Annotated in this window: 16 protein-coding genes and 1 pseudogene; 4 read left to right on the forward strand and 13 right to left on the reverse strand. The window is 62.2% G+C overall.

All coding sequences use genetic code 11. The annotated features are described in order from the left end of the window. Positions 1–75: 75 nt before the first annotated feature. The gene (locus VSR68_RS16620; RefSeq protein WP_342940899.1) at positions 76–849 is read right to left on the reverse strand and encodes a class I SAM-dependent methyltransferase; all 774 of its coding nucleotides are present in this window, start codon (positions 847–849) and stop codon (positions 76–78) included. 533 nt (positions 850–1,382) lie between these two features. Here VSR68_RS16620 and VSR68_RS16625 point away from each other — a divergent pair. Next, positions 1,383–2,795 (forward strand): methyl-accepting chemotaxis protein, encoded by a 1,413-nt coding sequence (locus VSR68_RS16625; protein WP_342940900.1) that lies wholly within the window; start codon positions 1,383–1,385, stop codon positions 2,793–2,795. A 169-nt stretch (positions 2,796–2,964) separates the two neighbouring features. On the opposite strand, the gene VSR68_RS16630 is transcribed toward VSR68_RS16625, so the two are convergent. The 4 genes from VSR68_RS16630 to VSR68_RS16645 all read right to left on the reverse strand — a co-directional run bounded on the left by VSR68_RS16630 (position 2,965) and on the right by VSR68_RS16645 (position 7,073). Next, a complete protein-coding gene (locus VSR68_RS16630; RefSeq protein ID WP_087735317.1) occupies positions 2,965–3,783 on the reverse strand; it encodes an ABC transporter permease subunit in 819 nt (272 codons plus the stop codon). After that, a complete protein-coding gene (locus VSR68_RS16635; protein ID WP_342940901.1) occupies positions 3,780–4,709 on the reverse strand; it encodes an ABC transporter permease subunit in 930 nt (309 codons plus the stop codon). The genes VSR68_RS16630 and VSR68_RS16635 overlap by 4 nt, the downstream gene beginning before the upstream one ends. Continuing rightward, positions 4,706–5,869 carry an ABC transporter ATP-binding protein gene (locus VSR68_RS16640; RefSeq protein WP_342940902.1) on the reverse strand — a complete coding sequence of 388 codons (1,164 nt, stop codon included), beginning with the start codon at positions 5,867–5,869 and terminating at the stop codon, positions 4,706–4,708. The genes VSR68_RS16635 and VSR68_RS16640 overlap by 4 nt, the downstream gene beginning before the upstream one ends. A 103-nt stretch (positions 5,870–5,972) precedes the next feature. Next, positions 5,973–7,073: a polyamine ABC transporter substrate-binding protein gene (locus VSR68_RS16645; protein ID WP_342940903.1), complete on the reverse strand. Its 1,101-nt coding sequence runs from the start codon at positions 7,071–7,073 to the stop codon at positions 5,973–5,975. Between the two features lie 585 nt (positions 7,074–7,658). Between VSR68_RS16645 and VSR68_RS16650 the strand changes: the two genes are divergently transcribed. Together VSR68_RS16650 and VSR68_RS16655 are read left to right on the forward strand one after the other, a co-directional pair. Further along, entirely contained in the window at positions 7,659–8,960 is a 1,302-nt protein-coding gene (locus VSR68_RS16650; RefSeq protein WP_342940904.1) for an Nramp family divalent metal transporter, read from the forward strand. A 177-nt stretch (positions 8,961–9,137) separates the two neighbouring features. Then, positions 9,138–9,341, forward strand: coding sequence for a DUF1289 domain-containing protein (locus tag VSR68_RS16655; protein WP_342940905.1), 204 nt, complete (start codon positions 9,138–9,140; stop codon positions 9,339–9,341). Positions 9,342–9,461: 120 nt separating this feature from the next. Here VSR68_RS16655 and VSR68_RS16660 read toward each other — a convergent pair whose 3' ends face one another. The 5 genes and pseudogenes from VSR68_RS16660 to VSR68_RS16680 all read right to left on the reverse strand — a co-directional run bounded on the left by VSR68_RS16660 (position 9,462) and on the right by VSR68_RS16680 (position 15,714). Continuing rightward, positions 9,462–10,106 (reverse strand): OmpW/AlkL family protein, encoded by a 645-nt coding sequence (locus VSR68_RS16660; RefSeq protein ID WP_342940906.1) that lies wholly within the window; start codon positions 10,104–10,106, stop codon positions 9,462–9,464. Between the two features lie 91 nt (positions 10,107–10,197). Continuing rightward, entirely contained in the window at positions 10,198–11,388 is a 1,191-nt protein-coding gene (locus tag VSR68_RS16665) for a nitronate monooxygenase family protein (protein WP_342940907.1), read from the reverse strand. 195 nt (positions 11,389–11,583) lie between these two features. Next, entirely contained in the window at positions 11,584–13,020 is a 1,437-nt protein-coding gene (locus VSR68_RS16670; RefSeq protein WP_342940908.1) for an aldehyde dehydrogenase family protein, read from the reverse strand. Positions 13,021–13,191: 171 nt separating this feature from the next. Continuing rightward, complete coding sequence (locus tag VSR68_RS16675; RefSeq protein WP_342940909.1) at positions 13,192–14,784, reverse strand: ABC-F family ATPase; 1,593 nt, start codon at positions 14,782–14,784, stop codon at positions 13,192–13,194. Positions 14,785–14,879: 95 nt separating this feature from the next. Further along, positions 14,880–15,714: pseudogene (locus VSR68_RS16680) on the reverse strand (NAD(P)-dependent oxidoreductase). A 220-nt stretch (positions 15,715–15,934) separates the two neighbouring features. Between VSR68_RS16680 and VSR68_RS16685 the strand changes: the two are divergent. Beyond that, positions 15,935–16,144 (forward strand): dodecin, encoded by a 210-nt coding sequence (locus VSR68_RS16685; protein ID WP_342940910.1) that lies wholly within the window; start codon positions 15,935–15,937, stop codon positions 16,142–16,144. 218 nt (positions 16,145–16,362) lie between these two features. Here the strand turns inward: VSR68_RS16685 and VSR68_RS16690 are convergent, their stop codons facing one another. From VSR68_RS16690 to VSR68_RS16700, 3 genes are all read right to left on the reverse strand, one after another. After that, on the reverse strand, positions 16,363–17,457 hold the full coding sequence (locus VSR68_RS16690; RefSeq protein WP_342940911.1) for a BMP family ABC transporter substrate-binding protein: 1,095 nt from the start codon (positions 17,455–17,457) through the stop codon (positions 16,363–16,365). A gap of 73 nt (positions 17,458–17,530) precedes the next feature. Continuing rightward, positions 17,531–18,460 carry an ABC transporter permease gene (locus tag VSR68_RS16695; protein ID WP_342940912.1) on the reverse strand — a complete coding sequence of 310 codons (930 nt, stop codon included), beginning with the start codon at positions 18,458–18,460 and terminating at the stop codon, positions 17,531–17,533. Between the two features lie 22 nt (positions 18,461–18,482). Next, positions 18,483–19,583: an ABC transporter permease gene (locus tag VSR68_RS16700; RefSeq protein ID WP_342940913.1), complete on the reverse strand. Its 1,101-nt coding sequence runs from the start codon at positions 19,581–19,583 to the stop codon at positions 18,483–18,485. Positions 19,584–19,710: the final 127 nt, after the last annotated feature.

Here is a 19,710-nt window from a genome sequence, read left to right on the forward strand (position 1 = left end):
GGCACCGCAACGCGCTTTGCACCTCTTGCGGATATTCTTCCAGGAGTTCATGACCAGCAGCAGTTCGTTGCAGGTCTACCGTCGTCTCTGTGCAGATCCGGCATAGACGCGCGTCTCGTAGACGAATTCGACCGTGCTGTCCTGCTCGGTACGGTCGAACAGTTCGCGCAATGCTGCGAGCATCGGCTCGTGATTGGGATGCCCAGCCTTCGGTGCATAGGATGACGACATCAAACGCCCTTTCAGTCCTTCGAAGTCGAGCCGCTGTGCATTCGGAAAACGAGCGTTGTGGCTCAAGGCGTCGCCGAACCATTCGGCCATCGATTCGTCGTCGGCATAGCGCTCGGAAACGGACTGATAGTCGTCGCTGAAACGGCGCAGCAGCGCTTCATAACCTGCCAGAAACGCAGTACCTTCGAGCAGCCGGCTGTTCCACAGCAAGGCAACCAGACCGCGTGGCGTCAGGATGCGCGCGAACTCCTCGCGCGCCGCAATGGGATCGAACCAGTGGAACGCCTGCGCAGCGATCACGAGATCGACGCTCGCCGTTGCCAATGTCGTCGCTTCGGCCGTGCCCGCGACGCTCGCGTAGCCGGCGTAGTGCGAGAGCCATGCATCGGCGGCCGTGCGCATCGCCTGATTCGGTTCCACTGCGACGACGGGATGCCCTTCCTCGAGAAAGAGCTGGGACGAGATGCCCGTGCCAGCGCCGATATCGGCGGCGCGTGCGCCTGCTGCAAGCCCGCATGTGTCGTGCAGGAACGTCACGACGTCGCTCGGATAGCTGGGCCGGTACTTCACGTAGTCGGTCACGCGGTCAGTGAAGCGTTGAGTGGAATCGTGTGTCATGTGCCTGGAGACGCTGGTGAAGTTCGTTAGATGAAGTCGCGGCTGACAATGCAATCGGGTTCATACGTTACCGTGGTTCATCTTCTATTCGATGACAATGCACTGAATTCCACTTCAGCCGCCACCCAGCAGACGCAACAGATTCCACAGGAACTTGCAGAGCAGCACGATCAACTCCCACAGATACACCAGCTGGTCCCAGCCCGACACGCGCGCGAGGGATTCAATCATCGGTCATTGGTTGGTTGATTCGACAGACGCGAACTACGACTCGCGCAGCACTCGATCCTACCCGAATCGACTGCGGGATAGTCCCTATCAAGCATCCCCGTAATGCGCCGTAGAAAAAATGAAAGCGTGTCGGACGTGCAATTCATGTGCCGCGGTTCATTCGTAGAGTCGTTGATCGTCCGATCACCGACACATGTACCGCATGTAGTACACGTACACGACACATGCACTGACGTACACATTCAATGGACATTGGGACGACGATGCGAACGCAATCGCCGCGCCGTCCGGGAGCTTTCGCGATGACGGGTTTCTTCGCTCGGCGCACGCGCCGCAAAGGCAGCGCTTCATCGGTCGTCGGCAACATCGCCGCGCAGGCGGGCAAGCTCGGCATCGAAATCTGCGATGTGTCCGGCCATATCGAAGAGGTCGCGGCGCGCGTGAAGCGACAGGCCGACGTATGTCAGACGCTTCGCCAGTCCGCTGCCGCGACGCTCGCCGGCAATCACCGGATCGCCGCCGCGGCGCGCGAAATGCACACCGTCACCGCCCAGGCCGCCGACGAAGTCGGGCGGTCGCAGCAAACCCTCGAAGCGTCGCTGTCCGATATTCATGGGCTCGTCGAGGGCGTGACCGTGATCGAAAGCCAGATCAGCGCGCTGCGCGCGGCCCTTTCGCACGTGAGCCGCGTGTCGGAGGAAATCTCGCTGATCGCCCGGCAGACCCATCTGCTAGCGCTGAATGCCGCCATCGAAGCAGCGCGCGCAGGCGAATTCGGCAAGAGCTTCGCGGTCGTCGCGGCCGAGGTGAAGATGCTGTCGGCGAAGACGGCACAGGCCACGGGCCAGATCGAGACGACGCTTGCGGAACTCACTGGGCAGACCGAGAGGCTGATTGCCGAGGGCGCCGAAAACACCGCACGAGCGCAGCGCGTACGCGAAGGCACGCGGATGATCGGCGACGTCGTGCACTCGACGGGTCACGCAGTCATGCAATTGAATGCAGAGGCGAACCAGATTGCATTGCTGTCCGGTGAAATCGAAGATCAATGCAATGCATTCGAATCGCAGGTGACGGAAATTGCATCTGACGTCGAGCATTCGGGCGAAAACTTCGTGCAGGCGAAGGACAGGCTCGGCCATCTGTTGGGCGTATCCGAAAGCCTGATCGAATTGACGGCGGCCACGGGCGTCGAGACGGCCGATACGCTGTTCATCGACGCCGTCGAGCAGGCTGCCGTGAAAGTCGGCAAGCTGTTCGAGGCTGCCGTGGCGCGCGGCGAACTCTCGATCAACGATCTGTTCGACGACCGCTACGTGCCCGTACCGAACACGAACCCGCAGCAATTCATCACGCGCTTCACCGGGTTCACCGATCGCGTGCTGCCTTTGATCCAGGAGCCGATGCTCGCCCTCGATGCACGTGTCGCCTTCTGCGCGGCCGTCGACGTGCGTGGCTACTTGCCGACCCACAATCTCAAGTTCTCGCAGCCGCAGCGCGACGACCCCGTCTGGAATGCAGCAAACTGCCGGAATCGCCGGCTGTTCAACGACCGCACCGGCCTCGCTGCTGGAGCGAACACGAAACGCTTCCTGCTGCAGACTTACCGGCGGGACATGGGTGGCGGCGAATACGCGCTGATGAAGGACGCGTCAGCACCCATCGTCGTGAACGGCAGGCATTGGGGCGGACTCAGAATCGGATATCGGGTCTGAAAAAGGGTTGTCCGCATAACGGTCGGCGACCGTCGATGGTGGCCGATCCGCAAAAGCAAGCGGAGGCAAAAAAGAACGGCCGGTGCACATCGGAAGCACCAGCCGTTCATTCTTGCGTGTTACGCCTCACGCGCCGGATCGAACACCTGCTCGCCTGGCGCTTGCGTTACTAGACCGCCATCGCCAGCCGCCGCTTCTCGGCGCGCTGCATGAAGTGGTTCGCCACCACTACGCCGACGGTGACGACTGCAATGAACAGCGTCGCCAGTGCATTCATCTCCGGATTCAGGCCGAGTCGCACGCGCGAGAACACCACCAGCGGCAGCGTCGTCGATCCTGGGCCCGAGAGGAACGCGGACAGCACCAGATCGTCGATCGAGAGCGTGAACGACAGTAGCCACCCCGCCACCAACGCCTGCGAAATCAGCGGCAACGTGATGAAGAAAAATACACGCAGCGGCGTTGCACCCAGGTCCAGTGCAGCTTCCTCGAGCGACGGATGCAGATCGCGCACGCGCGACTGCACGATAATCGCGACGTAGGAAATACACAGCATCACGTGGCCGATCCAGATCGTGAAGATGCCGCGTCCCGCCGGCCAGCCCAGCCACTTCCCCATTTCGATGAAGAGCAGCAGCAGCGAAATGCCCTGGATCACCTCGGGGATCACGAGCGGCGCGTTGATCATCCCCGTGTACAGCGTGAACCCGCGAAAACGCCCCATCCGCGCGAGCACGAAGCCCGCCCACGTGCCGATGAACACCGACGCGAACGCCGTCAGCAGCGCGACGCGCAGCGACAGCCACGCGGCGTTGATCAGTTCGTCGTCCTGCAGCAGCGCGGCATACCAGCGCGTCGAGAAGCGCGTCCATACGGTGACGAGCTGCGACTCGTTGAACGAATACACGACGAGGCTGATGATCGGCACATACAGAAACGCGAAGCCGATGGCGAGTGCAATAAATTGCAGAATGCGGTTTGGCTTCATCGCTTCTCCTCCAGTTCCTTCGCCTGCGAGTACTGGAAGAGTGCCATCGGCACGAGCAGCAGCAGCACCATTGCGCATGTGACCGCGGATGCCATCGGCCAGTCCGCGTTGTCGAAGAACTCATTCCACATCACGCGGCCGATCATCAGCGTGTTCGCGCCGCCGAGCAGTTCAGGAATCACGTACTCGCCCACGGCCGGGATGAACACCAGCAGGCAGCCCGCGATGATGCCGTTCTTCGACAGCGGCAGCGTGATCTGCCAGAACGCCTTCCACGGCTTCGCGCCGAGATCGTAGGCGGCTTCGAGCAGTGTCAGGTCCATCTTCACGAGGTGCGCGTACAGCGGCATCACGAGAAAGGGCAGATACGAATACACCATGCCGATATAGACGGCCGTGTTCGTGTGATATAGCTCGATGGGCGTGTGGATCAGCCCGATCGACATCAGGAAGTTGTTCAGCAGACCATTGTTCTTCAGGATGCCGATCCACGCGTACACGCGGATCAGAAACGACGTCCAGAAGGGCAGCATCACCGCCATCATCAGGACGTTGCGCGAGGCGGGGTTCGAGCGCGCGATGTAGTACGCCATCGGATAGCCGAGCAGCAGGCACAGCAGCGTCGAGATCGCTGCGACGACCACCGAGTTCACATAGGTCGCGAAGTACAGGCTGTCGGTCAGCAGAAACGCGTAGTGCGACAGGTCGAGGGCGACGTGAACGATGCCGTCCTTGAAGGTCGTCAGTTCCGTGTATGGCGGAATGCCCAGTTGCAGGTCCGCGAAGCTGATCTTCACGACCAGCAGGAACGGCACGAGAAAGAACAGCAGCAGCCACGCGAACGGGCCCGCGACGACGGCCGTGCGCCCCGTCAGATTGAAGCGCCGCACCGGCCATATCATGAGGGATTGCAGCGCGCTCTTCATGACGTCAGCACCACGCCCGCCGACGCGCTCCAGCGCACATAGACTTCGTCGCCCCACGTCGGCGTTTCGATTTCCGACAGCGCGAGGCTCGACACGTTCGCGATCACCGTCTTGCCCGCGTCGAGCTTCACGTGGTACAGCGAGTAGCCGCCCATGTACGCGATGTTCGTCACGACGCCCTTGCCCCAGTTGAACGCGCCTTCGGGCGGCTTGCGCGTGAGCGCGATGCGCTCGGGCCGCACCGAGATCGTCACGGGCATCCCGAGCGGCCCCGTGATGCCGTGGCTCACGTACAAGCGCACGGGCAGATCGGGCGTTTCGATATACACGTGATCCGGCTCGTCCTCGATGACGTTGCCGTCGAACAGATTCGTCGAGCCGATGAACTCCGCCGAGAAGCGGCTGTTCGGATACTCGTAGACTTCGCCCGGCGTGCCGAGCTGGACGATCTCGCCTTCGCTCATCACCGCGAGGCGGCTCGCCATCGTCATCGCTTCTTCCTGATCGTGCGTGACCATCATGCAGGTGACGCCGACCTTGTCGAGAATGTTGACGAGCTCGATCTGCGTGCGCTGGCGGATCTGCTTGTCGAGCGCGGACATCGGCTCGTCGAGCAGCAGCAGCTTCGGACGCTTGACCAGCGAGCGCGCGAGCGCGACGCGCTGCTGCTGGCCGCCCGACAGCTGATGCGGCTTGCGCTTCGCAAAACGGCCCATCTGCACGAGATCGAGCGCAGTCTGCACGCGCTCCTTCAATTCGGCTTTCGGCACGCCCTCCTGCTTGAGACCGAACGCGACATTCGCTTCGACCGTCATGTGCGGAAAGAGCGCATACGACTGGAACATCATGTTGACGGGCCGCCGGTACGGCGGCATCTGCGCGAGGTCTTCGCCGTCGATCAGAATCCGGCCCGACGTGACCGTCTCGAGGCCCGCGAGCATGCGCAAGAGCGTCGACTTGCCGCAACCGGAACTGCCGAGCAGCGCGAACAGCTCGCCCTTCTTCACCGACAGGTTCACACCCTTGACGGCAACCGTCTCGCCGAATTTCTTCACGACGTCGACGATCTGCACGAAGTTATCCGCTGCCTCCTGTGCAGCGGCGGAATTGCCCGAGGACGACACGCCGGCCCCTGCCAGTGCATTCGACTGGTCACTCATGATCTGCTGCTTCTCTCCCTGCATTTGACGAACAAAGCCCCCGGCTGGATGCCGAGGGCTTCATGATGATGCATTCCTGCACAGCCGTCCGGTGCGGACTGACTTAGCGGCCGGACTTGAACTCGGTCCACAGCCGCGTCTGCAGACGCTGGATTTCAGGCGGCAGCGGCTTCAGCAGGAACAGCGTCTTGACGACGTCCGCCGGCGGATACACGGCGGGATCGTTCGCGACATCCTTGTCCACGTACTTGCGCGCTTCGAGATTCGCGCTCGGATAGTAGACGGCGTTCGTGATGGCCGCGTGGACCTGCGGCGTCTCGATGTAGTTGATCCACTCGAGCGCGGCTTCCTTGTTCTTCGCGTCCTTCGGAATCGCCATCACGTCGAACCACACGGGCGCCCCGCCCTTCGGAATGTAGTAGTCGATCTTGTACGGCTTCTTCGCTTCGAGCGCGCGGTGCTTCGCGATCACGACGTCGCCCGACCAGCCGTACGCGAAGCAGACGTCGCCGCCGACCATGTCGTTGATGTAGCCCGACGAGTTGAACTGCGTGATGTACGGACGGATCTTCTTCAGCATCGCGAGCGCGGCGCGATAGTCTTCCGGGTTCGTGCTCATCGGGTCCTTGCCGATGTAGTGCAGCGCGGCCGCGAACATCTGGTCGGGCGCGTCGAGCACCGACACGCCGCATGCCTTGAGCTTCGAAATGTTTTCCGGCTTGAAGAGGATGTCCCAGCTGTCGAGCGCGACGCCCTTGCCGAGAATCTGCTGCGCCTTCGTCACGTTGTAGCCGAGGCCCGTCGTGCCGTACGCCCAGGGCACCGCGTACTTGTTGCCCGGATCGGCGCCTGCGACAAGCGACATCAGCGACGGGTCGAGGTACTTGAGGTTCGGGATCTTCGACTTGTCGAGCGGCGCAAAGATGCCCGCTGCGATCTGCTTGCCCGCATAGTTGCTGGTCGGCACGACGATGTCATAGCCGGAGTTGCCCGTCAGCAGCTTGGCCTGCAGCGTGTCGTCGCTGTCGTAGTTGTCGTACTTGACCTGGACGCCCGTCTGTTTCGTGAAGTTCGGAATCGTGTCTTTGGCGATGTAGTCCGACCAGTTGTACACATTCAGTTGCGTATCTTTTGCCGTCGCCGACATGAAAGGCGTAGCGCACAACACCAGCGCAGCCAGTTGGCTCACCACCAGTTTTTTCATTCCGTTCTCCGTTCTGACCGGCGCGAAAACCGGTCGCTTACCCCGCCTCAAGCCGCTCCATGCCACGGGCGGCTACCCTTGAAAAACCCGAAAGCTACCATCAAACGATGCCCGATTCAAAAAAAACCGCCGGATGTCGCGCAAAGGGTACAGCGCGCGGCCTTCGTTCAGGTTTCCTGTGCGCTCATGCGCATCGATCCGGGCATCACCCGATTACGGCCGATGACCTGGCGATGACCTGCCAGTCACCGTCGATCGCCGCTGCGCCCCGCCTCCCTTGCGTGAAGCGCACCGGGACGGCCGCCAAGCGGCGGCAAAATTGGCCGCAATTTTATCGGGTTATCGCGTCCTGTCCACCCGAAAAAAACCTCCTTCCCGATGCGGCAGAAACATCGCGCATCGCGTCGCCGCCGACGGCGCTCGCGCCCTGCCGTCAACGATCTCAGATCCCCGATACGCGTCTTTCAACATCACTATAGACTGTCAAATCAGCCCAGATAGTGGCAGGTACGCGGCGTACCGCGAATGCGTGGCAGGCAGCTTGCTGCATTGAAAGGTTTACGCCCGTCAGCCCGTCACACTGCGATGAACACGAACCCGTTCGCACTCGATCCCTCCCGCCGCCGACGCCGCGGCGACCCGGGACAGCCGCGCCCGGAAAACTGGCTGGGCTTCGTCGGCGCGGGCGCGCTCGTCGCGGTCGGCTACATGGACCCCGGCAACTGGGCGACGGCGCTCGCGGGTGGTGCAGCCTACGGCTACCGGCTGCTCAGCGTCGTGGTCATGTCGAGTCTGATGGCCATGCTGCTGCAGTGGGTCTCTTCGCGGCTCGGCGTCGTGACGGGGCGCGACCTTGCGCAGCTCTGCCGCGAACGCACCGGCCGCCGCACGACACTCTTTCTGTGGATCACGAGCGAGATCGCAATCATTGCGTGCGACGTCGCCGAAGTGGTCGGCAGCGCGGTCGCGTTGGAGCTGCTGTTGGGCGTGTCGCTGACAGTAGGCGTGCTGATGTCGGCCGTCGGCACCTTCGCGATGCTCGCGCTGCAGCGGCACGGCCGGCGCACGCTGGAAACGGCCGTGGTCGCGCTGATCGTGTTCGTCGGGATGTGCTTCGTGGTCGAACTGGCGCTCGCCCGCCCCGACTGGCGCGCGGCGCTGTCAGGCGCGGCGCCCAGCCCCACGCTGTTGCGCGACGCGGGGATGGTGTGGCTCGCGGCGGGCATCCTCGGCGCGACCGTGATGCCGCACAACCTCTATCTGCACTCGGCGCTCGTCAAGGCGCATGCGCGCTCCGGCAGCAACACCCACATCGCCCGCGCGCTGCGCGGCGTCAACTTCGGCACCTTCAGCTCGCTTTCACTGGCTTTCGTGATCAATGCGGCGCTGCTGATCGTCTCGGCGGCCGTGTTCCATGCGAGCGGCCACTACTACGTCACCGATCTCGCCGACGCGAACCGGCTCATTGCGCCGATCGTCGGCTCGCGCTGGGCGGCCGTCCTGTTCGCGGCCGCGTTGCTCGCATGCGGACTCAGCGCGACCGTGACGGGCACGCTTGCAGGCCAGGCGGTGATGGAAGGCTTCCTGCGGATTCGCCTGCCGCGCTGGCAGCGCGCGCTGCTGACGCGCTCACTGGCGATCGGACCGGCGCTCGTGGCCGTTGCCCTGTTCGGGCCGCACGGCTCGGCGCAACTGCTGGTGGCGAGCCAGGTCGTGCTGAGCCTGCAATTGCCGCTCGCGGTGGTGCCGTTGATCCGCTTTGCGTCGGACGCGCGGCTGATGCACGGCTGGCGCGTGCGCGGCGTGCCGCTCGCGCTCGCGTGGGCTTGCGCGGCAGGGATCATCGCGCTGAACGGCGCGCTGATCTGGGAGACGGCGACGGGATGAACGGGAGTGCTTGCGGGTGCGCCGGCTAGTGGCGCGATGTTCGGCGATGCACTCGGTGAGCACCGTGCGCGAAAGCACTCGAGTGCAGCCGCATCCAGCACCGAAGCGGCTCCGGAAGCCGATTGCGCTTTTGGTTTACCATAGCGGACCGCCCGCATTTCCGATCCAAGGTACTCGATGTCTTCGAATCTGCACGACCTCCCCGATAGTCCCTGCATCGGCGTCTGCTCGACGCTTTTCGACGAGGTCTGCAAGGGCTGTGGCCGTACGGCGACGGAAGTGTCGAACTGGGTGTTTCTCACCGATGAGGAAAAGCGCGTCGTGTGGGAACGCATCGAACGCGAAGGCACAGCAATGCGATTCAAGTACGACAAGCTGTGATTCGCATGGGCCTCGATGCAGTTTCTTGCACGAGGACCCGGCGAAGGCGACAAAACAAAACGCCGGCTCACGTATGAGAGCCGGCGTTTTTTGTTGCATCGACGTCTGCGCGAGTTGCGCTTAGAACTTCATGCCGACACCCAAGCCGACGATCAATGGGTCGATATGCAGCGTGCCGAGCGACGTGCCGTTGAGCGATGCATCCGTTTTCATCCAGACCTTCTTGACATCGAAGTTGGCGAATATCGATTTCGTCACTTGCACGTCGACGCCCATCTGCAGCGCCGGGCCGAAACTGCTGCGCTTGATCGAGATGTCCTGACCGGCCGCATGCAGTCCGTTATTGTAGAAGTACGTATAGTTCACGCCCACGCCGACGTACGGCCGAACCTGCCCCTGATGGTTGAAGTGATATTGCAGCAGCAACGTCGGCGGCAGCACGTTGACGCCGCCCAGTCCGCCGAGGCTCGACGTCAGTTGATGCCGCGACGTGGCGAGAATCAGTTCCACGCCGATGTTGTCGCGGATCATGTACGTGAAATCGAGTTCAGGCACGGTCGCGTTGTTGACGTCGACGTTGAGCGTCGACAGCATATCGCTGGTGCGGACCTGCGGCACGATCGAGATGGCGCGCAGACGCACGAGTGTGTCGCCCGCATGAATGCCTGAAGTCGAATCGCTGTTCGTTGCGAAGGCGTGTGGAGTCGTCAGCGCGATCCCTGCTGCGCAGAGAGCGGCCGCGATCAATCGAGTGTTTCCGGTCATAAGCTACCCTGATTTTTTTGTGTTTGCGTGACCGATGTGGTGACGCGCGATCGATTGTCGAAGCTCGCCAGGGTGCGCTCATTGACCGCCGTCAACCCAGGGAAAATGCTAACCGCCCTGCGACAGCTGGTCGCGTCACCCCCGTTAGCAGTAGTTCGAGAAGATCGCGCACGCTGCGAATTGCATTGCCGAACGGCAGTGCTTCACGTCCACGGAAGAACAGGCCGTTCGCAACATCGCCGCGCAGTGCAGCAGCCAGCCGCGTATCGATGCAGAAGTGGCCGAACTTTTCGATGCCGTCGCGCAAACCACATGCACTCAGACACTCGAGTGCAGTCGGGCACGCACGCTTGAGTGCACCGATCTTCGTGCGAATGCGCGTCTCGTTGCGCAGATAGCGATCGAGCCACGGCGTCTTCACGGCGCGCGCCGGAAGGCCCGTTACGCTGACGAATTCCACGATGTCATCGGGCTTCGCATCGGCGAGCACGCGCTTGAAATTCGGATGGGCATCGCCCTCCTCGGTGACGGCGAATGGCGTGCCGATCTGCACGCCGTTTGCGCCGGCTTCCAGACAGGTGCGCACAGCCGCGTGACTGTTGATGCCGCCTGCAACGATCACAGGCACTTGAGTTCGGCTGATCTGCAACGAAGTGAACAGTTCGTCGATCTCCTGCAGCACCCGCGTGAACTCGAAGCGCGCATCGTGCATGTCGTCGAGATTCGTCACGCCGAGATGCCCGCCCGCGTGAGCGGGATGCTCGATCACGATCGCATCGGGCAAACGGCCTTTCTTGATCCACTTCTTCAACACGACACCGACGCCGCGGCTATCGGACAGGATCGGGATCAATGCAATATCGTGCCCCTGCGTCATATCCGGCAGATCGAGCGGCAGGCCGGCGCCCATGACGATTGCATCGGCGCCCTGTTCGCAGGCTATCCGTACGTAGTCCGCGTGCGCGTTGACCGCCTTCATCACGTTGACGGCGATCATTCCGCGCCCTTCGCTCAGCGTGCGCGCGGCTTCGATTTCGCGCGCAAGCGCGGTGCGATTCGCCTCTTCCAGCGTCGCGCGATCAGGCGTCGCGCGACAGCGTTCTAGCAGATCGGGATGATGGTGGCGCAGGTCGATACTCGCTATCGTGCCGAGCGCGCCTTCGCGCGCAACGCTGCCCGCAAGGCGGTGCGCAGATACGCCGACGCCCATGCCGCCCTGCACGACGGGCAACAGCGACCGCCCGCGAATCACAAGCGGTGCAAACGGATGAGAGGGAAACATGAGAGGCCTCCGTCGTCGATGGGATTCGACGCAAAGCCTCGATGGTCGCAACTGGCGAATGAGGTATGTTGAGTGAAGTCAAACAAAAGTGCGTGCCCGTCGGGGACACGCACTTTAGTTGCGCTTCGTCATCTGCAGTGCACGCGGTAACGAGACACATCGCGGTGCATCGCGCTCATGCAGATGGGTGCAGGTCTACGCAGGCTTGGTGACCTTTAACTGCATCGACTTGTACTCGAGATACTCTTCGAGTCCGTACGTGCCGTTCTCGCGGCCGTGCCCGGACTGCTTGAAGCCGCCGAATGGAGCGGCCATGTTCCATGCGCCGCCGTTGATGTCCACCTGCCCCGTGCGGATGCGGCGCGCCACGCCCATCGCGCGCTCGTCGCTGCCTGCCCACACGGCACCACCGAGACCGTATAGCGAATCATTGGCGATGCGCACGGCTTCGTCTTCGTCCTTGTACGTGAGGATCGTCAGGACGGGCCCGAAGATTTCCTCCTGCGCGATCGTCGCTTTCGGATGCACACGGCCGAACACCGTCGGCTTGACGAAGAAGCCTTTGCCGACACCGTCGGGCATGCCTACGCCACCCGTCACGAGATCCGCGCCTTCATCGATGCCGCGCGCAATATACTGCTGCACGCGCGCCTGCTGCGCAGCCGAAGCGAGCGGACCAAGACGCGTCGTCTCGGCGCGCGGGTCGCCCGCGACGAAGCCTTCGGCCGCCTTCTTCACAAGTTCCCGCACTTCGTCATAGCGCGATTCCGGCACAATCATGCGTGTATGCGCGGAACAGGTTTGCCCCGAGTTCAGGAAGCACGCGTTCACCGTACCCTTGATCGCCGCTGCAAAATCGGCATCGTCGAGAATCACCGACGCCGACTTGCCGCCCAGTTCCAGCGCAACCCGCTTCACCGATGCCGCCGCCAGTTCCGATACGCGCTTGCCCGCGCGCGTGGAACCCGTGAACGACACCATGTCGACGGACGGATGACTGGCGAGCACTTCGCCGACCACCGGTCCATACCCACAGACGAGGTTGAATATACCCGCCGGGAGTCCCGCATCATGAATCGCTTCGGCCAGCACGAACGCATTGAGCGGCGCGACTTCCGACGGCTTGAGCACGATAGTGCAGCCCGCGGCAAGCGCCGCTGCAACCTTCAGCGTGATCTGGTTCAGCGGATAGTTCCACGGCGTAATCGCGGCCACCACACCGACCGGTTCTCGCACGACGAGCGAGTTGCCGACCTGCTCTTCGAACTGAAATTCACCTGCGAGTTTCGCGTAGGCATTCCAGTTATATACAGGACCACCCACCTGAATCGCACGCGCAAGCTTGATCGGCATGCCCACCTCGCCGCAAATATAGCCGGCGAGCTCATCGGTGCGCGCTTTCAGGTTGTCGGCAATCTTTTGCAGGTACGTCGCGCGCTCCTTCGGTGGCGTCGCCGCCCAACTGTCGAATGCGGCACGCGCCGCGTTGATCGCCTCTTCGGCATCCGCCTCGATGCCTTCGGGGATGCGGCCCATGATCTCCTCGGTGCCCGAGTCGATCACGTCGATCGTACCGGTGCCACACGGCTTGATCCATTTGCCGCCGATGTAGAAGTGCTCGAAGGTCTTCATGTCTTCTGTCCTGTCGCACGGATAGTGCGTTTATTTTACTCGCCGACATAGGACACATTCAGACACACGCAAGACCAATCGGCCCCGGCAACACCATAGCGTTTCCGCGCGAAATAAAAAAACCCGCTTCGTCTGAAGCGGGTTTCGCGGGGGCTATGCACTAACGCTTGCTTACTGCACGCCTTGGGTCGCCAGGAAGTCTTCGTAGTTGCCGCCGAAATCGTTCAGCGTGCCATCCGTCTTCACTTCGATGATGCGGTCGGCCAGCCCGCTCACGAATTCACGGTCGTGCGAAACGAAAATCAGCGTGCCGTCGTATTTTTCCAGCGCGATTTGCAGCGATTCGATCGATTCCATGTCCATGTGGTTGGTCGGCTCGTCCATCAGCAGCACGTTGTGGCGGCCCAGCATCAGCTTGCCCCAGATCATGCGGCCCTTCTCGCCACCCGACAGCACCTTCACCGACTTCTTGATGTCGTCTGCATTAAAGAGCAGACGGCCGAGCGTGCCGCGCACCATCTGCTCGTCGTCACCTTCCTTGCGGTAATGGTCGATCCAGTCCATCAGCGTGACGTCGTCCGGAAATTCTTCGTACGTGTCTTGCGGCATGTACCCGACGTTCGCGTTTTCGGCCCATTTGATCGTGCCGTGGTCGACCGTGAGATTGCCATACAGCGAACGCAGCAGCGTCGTCTTGCCCGCGCCGTTTTCACCGATGATCGCAATGCGCTCACCCGGCTGCACGCTGAAGTTGAAGTTCTGGAAAATCGTGCGGTCGTACTTCTTCGTGACGTCTTCCGCGACCACTGCAATATTGTGCAGTTTCTTCTCGTACTCGAAGCGGATGAACGGGTTCTGACGCGACGACGGCTTGAATTCCTCGATCTTGATCTTGTCGATCATCTTCAGACGGCTGGTTGCCTGACGCGCCTTCGACTTGTTGGCCGAGAAGCGGCGCACGAAGTCCTGCAGGTCGGCGACGCGCTCCTTCGCCTTTGCATTCGCGGCCTGCTGGCGCTCGCGCGCCTGCGTGCTCGCGAGCATGTAGTCGTCGTAGTTGCCCGGATAGACCTTCAGCGTGCCGTAGTCCATGTCCGCCATGTGCGTGCAGACCTGGTTAAGGAAGTGACGGTCGTGCGAGATGATGATCATCGTCGAGTCGTACTCGTTCAGCACGTCCTCGAGCCAGCGGATCGAGTTGATGTCCAGGTTGTTGGTCGGCTCGTCGAGCAGCAGCACGTCGGGCTTCGAGAAAAGCGCCTGCGCGAGCAGCACGCGCAGTTTCCAGCCCGGCGCGACATTGCTCATCGGACCATTGTGCAGGTCGATTGCGATGCCAATGCCGAGCAGCAGTTCACCTGCGCGCGCTTCCGCCGTGTAGCCGTCGTACTCGGCAAACTTTGCTTCCAGTTCCGCCGCGTGCATGTAGTCGTCGTCGGTGGCTTCGGGATTCGCGTAGATCGCATCGCGCTCTGTCATCGCCGCCCACATTTCCGCGTGCCCCATCATCACGACGTCGAGCACGCGCACGTCTTCGTACGCGAACTGGTCCTGACGCAGCTTGCCGAGGCGAACGTTCGGCTCGAGCATCACGTTTCCGGAACTCGACTCCAGGTCGCCGCCCAGAATTTTCATGAACGTCGACTTGCCGCAACCGTTCGCACCGATCAGGCCGTAGCGGTTGCCTTCGCCGAATTTGACCGAGATGTTCTCGAACAGGGGTTTCGGCCCGAATTGCATGGTGATGTTGGCAGTAGACAGCACGGCGCGTCCCTTTGAATGTAGATCGGCGAAAAACCAAATATTTTAGCAGGTTATCGCATCTCGCGCGCCGCGCCCCGGGCCGCCGCGATACCCCACTACGCTTTTTTACGCGGCGTGTGCAACACGTCGATGAAACCGGATAGATCGGCATCCGCCAGCCCCATGGCTGCACCCAGCCGCAATAGCTGCTGCACTGTGCCTGAAAGCGGCATTGGAGTGCCGGTTTCGTATGCAGCGGCTGCAATCGTGTCGACGTCCTTCTGGAACGTACTCAATGCGCCGATGGGCGGCCCGCCCGCTTGCGTCATGCGCGGCACGAAAGTCTGCAGCAGCACCGAGTCGGCCCAGCCGCCTGCGAGCGCTTGCGTCAGGCGCGCTGCGTCGATCGGCGATCGCGGCCACCGTCGACGTGACGATCGCCTGATTGCACAGCTTGGTCGTCTGTCCCGCGCCCGCCGCGCCCATATGCGTGACGCGCGCCGCGTAGGCCCCGATGACGGGCGTCACCGCCTCGACATCGGCGGCGTCTCCGCCCGCCATCACGGCGAGCGTGCCCGCGATTGCGCCTGCAACCCCGCCTGACACGGGCGCGTCGATCCAGCCGATACCCGCTTCGGCGGCCCGCCTCGCGAACACGCGTGTCGCCGAAGGCGGAATGCTGCCGTGATCGACGATCCAGCGGACAGGACTTGCGCCGTTCGACTCGCTGACACCCTGCACAACCCCGTTCGTGCCGAACACGACTTCCTCGACGGCCGCCGCATCCAGCACGCACAGGAAAATGGCTTCAGCCCGGCTGGCCAGTTCCGCCGGCGTCGACGCGACAGTCGCGCCGTCTGTCACCAGCGCGTCCGCCTTGGCGCGCGTACGGTTCCATACCTGCACTGCATGTCCTGCACTCAGCAGATGCCGGATCATCGGCGCACCCATCAGCCCCGGTCCGCAAAAACCGATCTCCACTTCTTTCTCCCGTGTTCGATGCATCAAACAAACGCACCGGATTACAGCCACCGTTGTGCGGCACATAAGCCATTAATGATACCGGTGGCATCGCAATGCATCATGCCGGGCACGCGACGTGCGGCATGAATTCTGGTTCGTTCACACGACAGGCATTGCCTATACTTTTTCGACCATCAGGAGGTGAATCATGAGCGACCACGTGTACAAGCAGATCGAGCTAACCGGTTCGTCGACGAAGTCCAGTGACGACGCCATCCGTTGCGCGATCGAAAAAGCCAGCAAGACACTGCGCAATCTGCACTGGTTCGAAGTCGTCGAAACGCGCGGCCAGATCGAAGACGACAAGGTCTCGCACTGGCAGGTAACGCTCAAGGTCGGTTTGCGCATCGAGGATTGATGCCGGCATCGGCCGGCATGCATGCGGCCGTGAAAGCGCGGTCGCCCGATTCTCGTACCTCATGAAAAAAACTGCATAGGGCCGGCAGCCCTATGCAGTTTTTCGAGTTCGCACGCGCCGGGTAAACCGAGTGCATGTCGATTCACGCGCCGCGGCAAATCCCGCATGCAGCGCGCGCTTCACATCGTCGTGTCATATCGGCACGTCAGCTGGGCACATCACTTCGGCAACGAGCCGTCCACGCCCTCGACGTACCAGTTCAGGCGCTGCAGTTCCGGATCGGTCAGCGTCTTGCCGGCCGGCACCTTCACCACGCCCGTCTGATCCTTGATGGGACCCGTGAAGACGTCCCACTTGCCGCCTGCCAATTGCGTGCGCTTCGCTTCGACCTCCTTCTGCGCATTAGCCGGGATCGCCGACGTATTCAGGTCTTCGAGATTGACGGCCTTCTGCGGAATGCCCCACCACACCGGGTCGTTCTTCCACTTGCCGTCCAGCACCTGCTGGATGGCGGCCGAGTAGTACACGCCCCAGTGCGCGACCACCGAGCCGAGATGCGCATCGGGACCGAACTTCTTCATGTCCGAATCCCAGCCGAATGCATGCACATGCTTTTCGGAAGCCGTCGCGAGCGTCGCGCTGGAGTCGGTGTTCTGCAGCAGCACGTCGGCGCCCTGGCCGATCAGCGTTTCAGCCGCCTGCTTTTCCTTGCCCGGATCGAACCAGCTGTTGATCCAGATGACCTTCGTGTGCACCTTCGGATTCACCGAGCGTGCGCCGAGCGTGTATGCATTGATGTTGCGCACCACTTCCGGAATCGGCACCGACGCGACGAAGCCGAGTGTATTCGTCTTCGTCACATAGCCCGCAGCGACGCCTGCGAGATATGCACCCTGATACATGCGCACGTCATACGTGCCGAAGTTCGCTGCCTTCTTGTAGCCAGTTGCATGCAGGAAAACGGTGTCCGGGAAGTCCTTCGCCACCTTCAACTCGAAATCCTGGTAGCCGAAGCTCGAACCGAAGATGATCTTGTTGCCCTTGTTCGCCAGATCGCGGAATACGCGTTCCGAGTCAGCGGATTCCGGCACGTTTTCGATGCGCGTGATCTTGATCTTGTTGCCGAACTTCGCTTCCGCTTCCTTCGAGCCCTGGTCGTGCGCAAACGTCCAGCCCGCGTCGCCCGGATTGCCGAGGTACACGAATGCGACGCCCGGTACGTCGGCGGCTTGCGCCGTCTGCGTCAGCGCGTCGCCGGCAGCCAGCGACGCAGCCGCCAGCGCAAGTGCGCTCAGCATGGTTCTTTTTTTCATGTTGTTCTCCTGTCGTTGGGTTTTGATTGATGAACCGGGACGCATGAGCCCCGCGTATGGATTCGTTCAGATGCTAGCCTGCCGCGAAGAACGGTTTGCCGAGAGACGCGGGCGCATTCAGGCGGATCGTGTTCGGATTGCGCGAAATCAGCACGAGTACGACGACGGTCGCAAGGTAAGGCAGCATCGCAAGAAACTGCGTCGGCACTGGAACGCCGATCGCCTGTGCATAAAACTGCAGGCCCGTCACTGCACCGAACAATAGTGCACCGATCAACAACCGTCCCGGACGCCACGTCGCGAATACGACGAGTGCAAGCGCGATCCAGCCACGACCTGAAGTCAACTGCTCCTGCCACAAGTGCAGATTGACGATCGAGTAGTAGCCGCCAGCGAGCCCCGCCATTGCGCCGCCAAAAAGCGTCGCGCCGTATCGCACGCCGATCACGGGAAAACCGACCGAGTGCGCAACCTGCGGCGACTCGCCGACCGAGCGCAGCACGAGCCCGGCGCGCGTGCGGTACAGGAACCAGCCGACGACGGCGAACATCGCGAACGCGAGATAGTCGAGCGGCGTGAGGCTGAACAGTGCCGGGCCGAGCACGGGAATCTTCGAGAAGCCGGGAATGACCCAGGTGCCGATCGACTCGCGCACGGCCGCCGACGTATACGGCTTGCCGACATACGCCGAAAGGCCAATGCCGAAGATCGTCAGCGAGAGGCCCGTCGCGACCTGGTTCGCGAGCATCGACAGCACGAGGAACGCGAACAGCAGCGACATCGCGATGCCCGCGCCGATCGCCGCGAGCACGCCGAGCCATGGGTTACCCGTGATCGACGTCACCGCGTAGCCCGTCACGGCGCCCATCAGCATCATCCCTTCGACGCCGAGGTTGAGCACGCCCGACTTCTCGGTCACGAGTTCGCCGATGCCCGCGAACATCAGCGGAATCGCCGCGACGACCGCGCTCGACGTCAGCGAGCTAGCTTGTTGAATGTCCATGTTGATCCGGTTTCCAGCGTTGTTACGATGCCGCGATGCCGCGACGGCGCACGCGATAGTTGACGAACAGATCGGCGCCCAGCAGGCAGAACAGCAGCAACCCCTGGAACACGCCGGACAACGCCTGCGGCAGTTGCATCGACGTCTGCACGGCCTCGCCGCCGAGGTACAGCAGCGCCATCAGCAGACTCGCGAGCACGATGCCGACGGGATGCAGCCGTCCGACGAACACGACGATGATCGCGGTGAAGCCATAGCCTGGCGACCATGTCGCCTGCAACTGGCCGATGGGGCCCGCGATCTCGCCCATGCCCGCGAGACCCGCCAGCGCGCCGCTGATGAGCAGCGACGTCCAGATCGTCTTCTTGTCCGAGAAGCCCGCGTAGCGCGCGGCGAGCGGCGCAAGACCGCCGACGTTCATCCGGAAGCCGGCAAAACTCTTGCGCATGAAGAGCCACACGAGCGGGATCGCGACGATCGTCACGAAGATCGATGCATTCAGCCGCGTGCCGCGCATGAATTTCCAGTGCCAGTCGCCGTAGAGCGTCGGGTACAGCGCATCGCCCGTGAACATTTCGGAGAGCGGGAAGTTCATGCCCTGCGGGTCGCGCCACGGGCCGCTCACCAGATAGATCAGCAGTTGCGTCGCGACATAGGTCAGCATCAGGCTCGTGAGGATTTCGTTCGTGTTGAAGCGGCTCTTGAGCAGCGCGGGAATCGCCGCCCACGCCATGCCGCCGAGCATGCCCGCGATCATCATCGTCGGCAGGATCCACCAGCCCGTCGCCTGATCGAAGTAGATCGCGACACCGCTCGCCGCGATGCCGCCCAGCACCATCTGCCCTTCCGCGCCGATGTTCCACACGTTCGCGCGATAGCCGATCGCGAGACCCAGGCCGATCAGGCACAGCGGCGACGCCTTCAGCAGCAGTTCCGACCAGCCGTTGACGCTCGAAAGCGGCTCGATGAAAAACGCGACCATCGCCTGCACGGGATCGCGGCCGACAAGGCTGAAAATCAGAAAGCCGATCACGAGCGTCAGGAGCGCGGCGATCAGCGGCACGGCGATCTGCATCGTTCGCGAGGGCGTCGTGCGGGCTTCGAGTCGGTACGGAAGCATCATTGTGTGTCTGGTCGATGGGGTGTCTGCGGTTTAATGCCGGCTTGCGTGAGGTGCTTCGAGCCGTGCGTGTGTCGATAGCATGTGCCGATCGTGTGCGCCGTCATGCGTCGGTCGATTGCATGCACTG

Source organism: Paraburkholderia phymatum, from assembly GCF_038900715.1.
Taxonomy (GTDB): Bacteria; Pseudomonadota; Gammaproteobacteria; order Burkholderiales; family Burkholderiaceae; genus Paraburkholderia; species Paraburkholderia phymatum_A.

Coding starts and splice junctions, on each gene's coding strand:
- VSR68_RS16620 (WP_342940899.1), bottom strand. CDS start 849: ATGACACACGATTCCACTCAACGCTTCACTGACCGCGTGACCGACTAC.
- VSR68_RS16625 (WP_342940900.1), top strand. CDS start 1,383: ATGACGGGTTTCTTCGCTCGGCGCACGCGCCGCAAAGGCAGCGCTTCA.
- VSR68_RS16630 (WP_087735317.1), bottom strand. CDS start 3,783: ATGAAGCCAAACCGCATTCTGCAATTTATTGCACTCGCCATCGGCTTC.
- VSR68_RS16635 (WP_342940901.1), bottom strand. CDS start 4,709: ATGAAGAGCGCGCTGCAATCCCTCATGATATGGCCGGTGCGGCGCTTC.
- VSR68_RS16640 (WP_342940902.1), bottom strand. CDS start 5,869: ATGAGTGACCAGTCGAATGCACTGGCAGGGGCCGGCGTGTCGTCCTCG.
- VSR68_RS16645 (WP_342940903.1), bottom strand. CDS start 7,073: ATGAAAAAACTGGTGGTGAGCCAACTGGCTGCGCTGGTGTTGTGCGCT.
- VSR68_RS16650 (WP_342940904.1), top strand. CDS start 7,659: ATGAACACGAACCCGTTCGCACTCGATCCCTCCCGCCGCCGACGCCGC.
- VSR68_RS16655 (WP_342940905.1), top strand. CDS start 9,138: ATGTCTTCGAATCTGCACGACCTCCCCGATAGTCCCTGCATCGGCGTC.
- VSR68_RS16660 (WP_342940906.1), bottom strand. CDS start 10,106: ATGACCGGAAACACTCGATTGATCGCGGCCGCTCTCTGCGCAGCAGGG.
- VSR68_RS16665 (WP_342940907.1), bottom strand. CDS start 11,388: ATGTTTCCCTCTCATCCGTTTGCACCGCTTGTGATTCGCGGGCGGTCG.
- VSR68_RS16670 (WP_342940908.1), bottom strand. CDS start 13,020: ATGAAGACCTTCGAGCACTTCTACATCGGCGGCAAATGGATCAAGCCG.
- VSR68_RS16685 (WP_342940910.1), top strand. CDS start 15,935: ATGAGCGACCACGTGTACAAGCAGATCGAGCTAACCGGTTCGTCGACG.
- VSR68_RS16690 (WP_342940911.1), bottom strand. CDS start 17,457: ATGAAAAAAAGAACCATGCTGAGCGCACTTGCGCTGGCGGCTGCGTCG.
- VSR68_RS16695 (WP_342940912.1), bottom strand. CDS start 18,460: ATGGACATTCAACAAGCTAGCTCGCTGACGTCGAGCGCGGTCGTCGCG.
- VSR68_RS16700 (WP_342940913.1), bottom strand. CDS start 19,583: ATGATGCTTCCGTACCGACTCGAAGCCCGCACGACGCCCTCGCGAACG.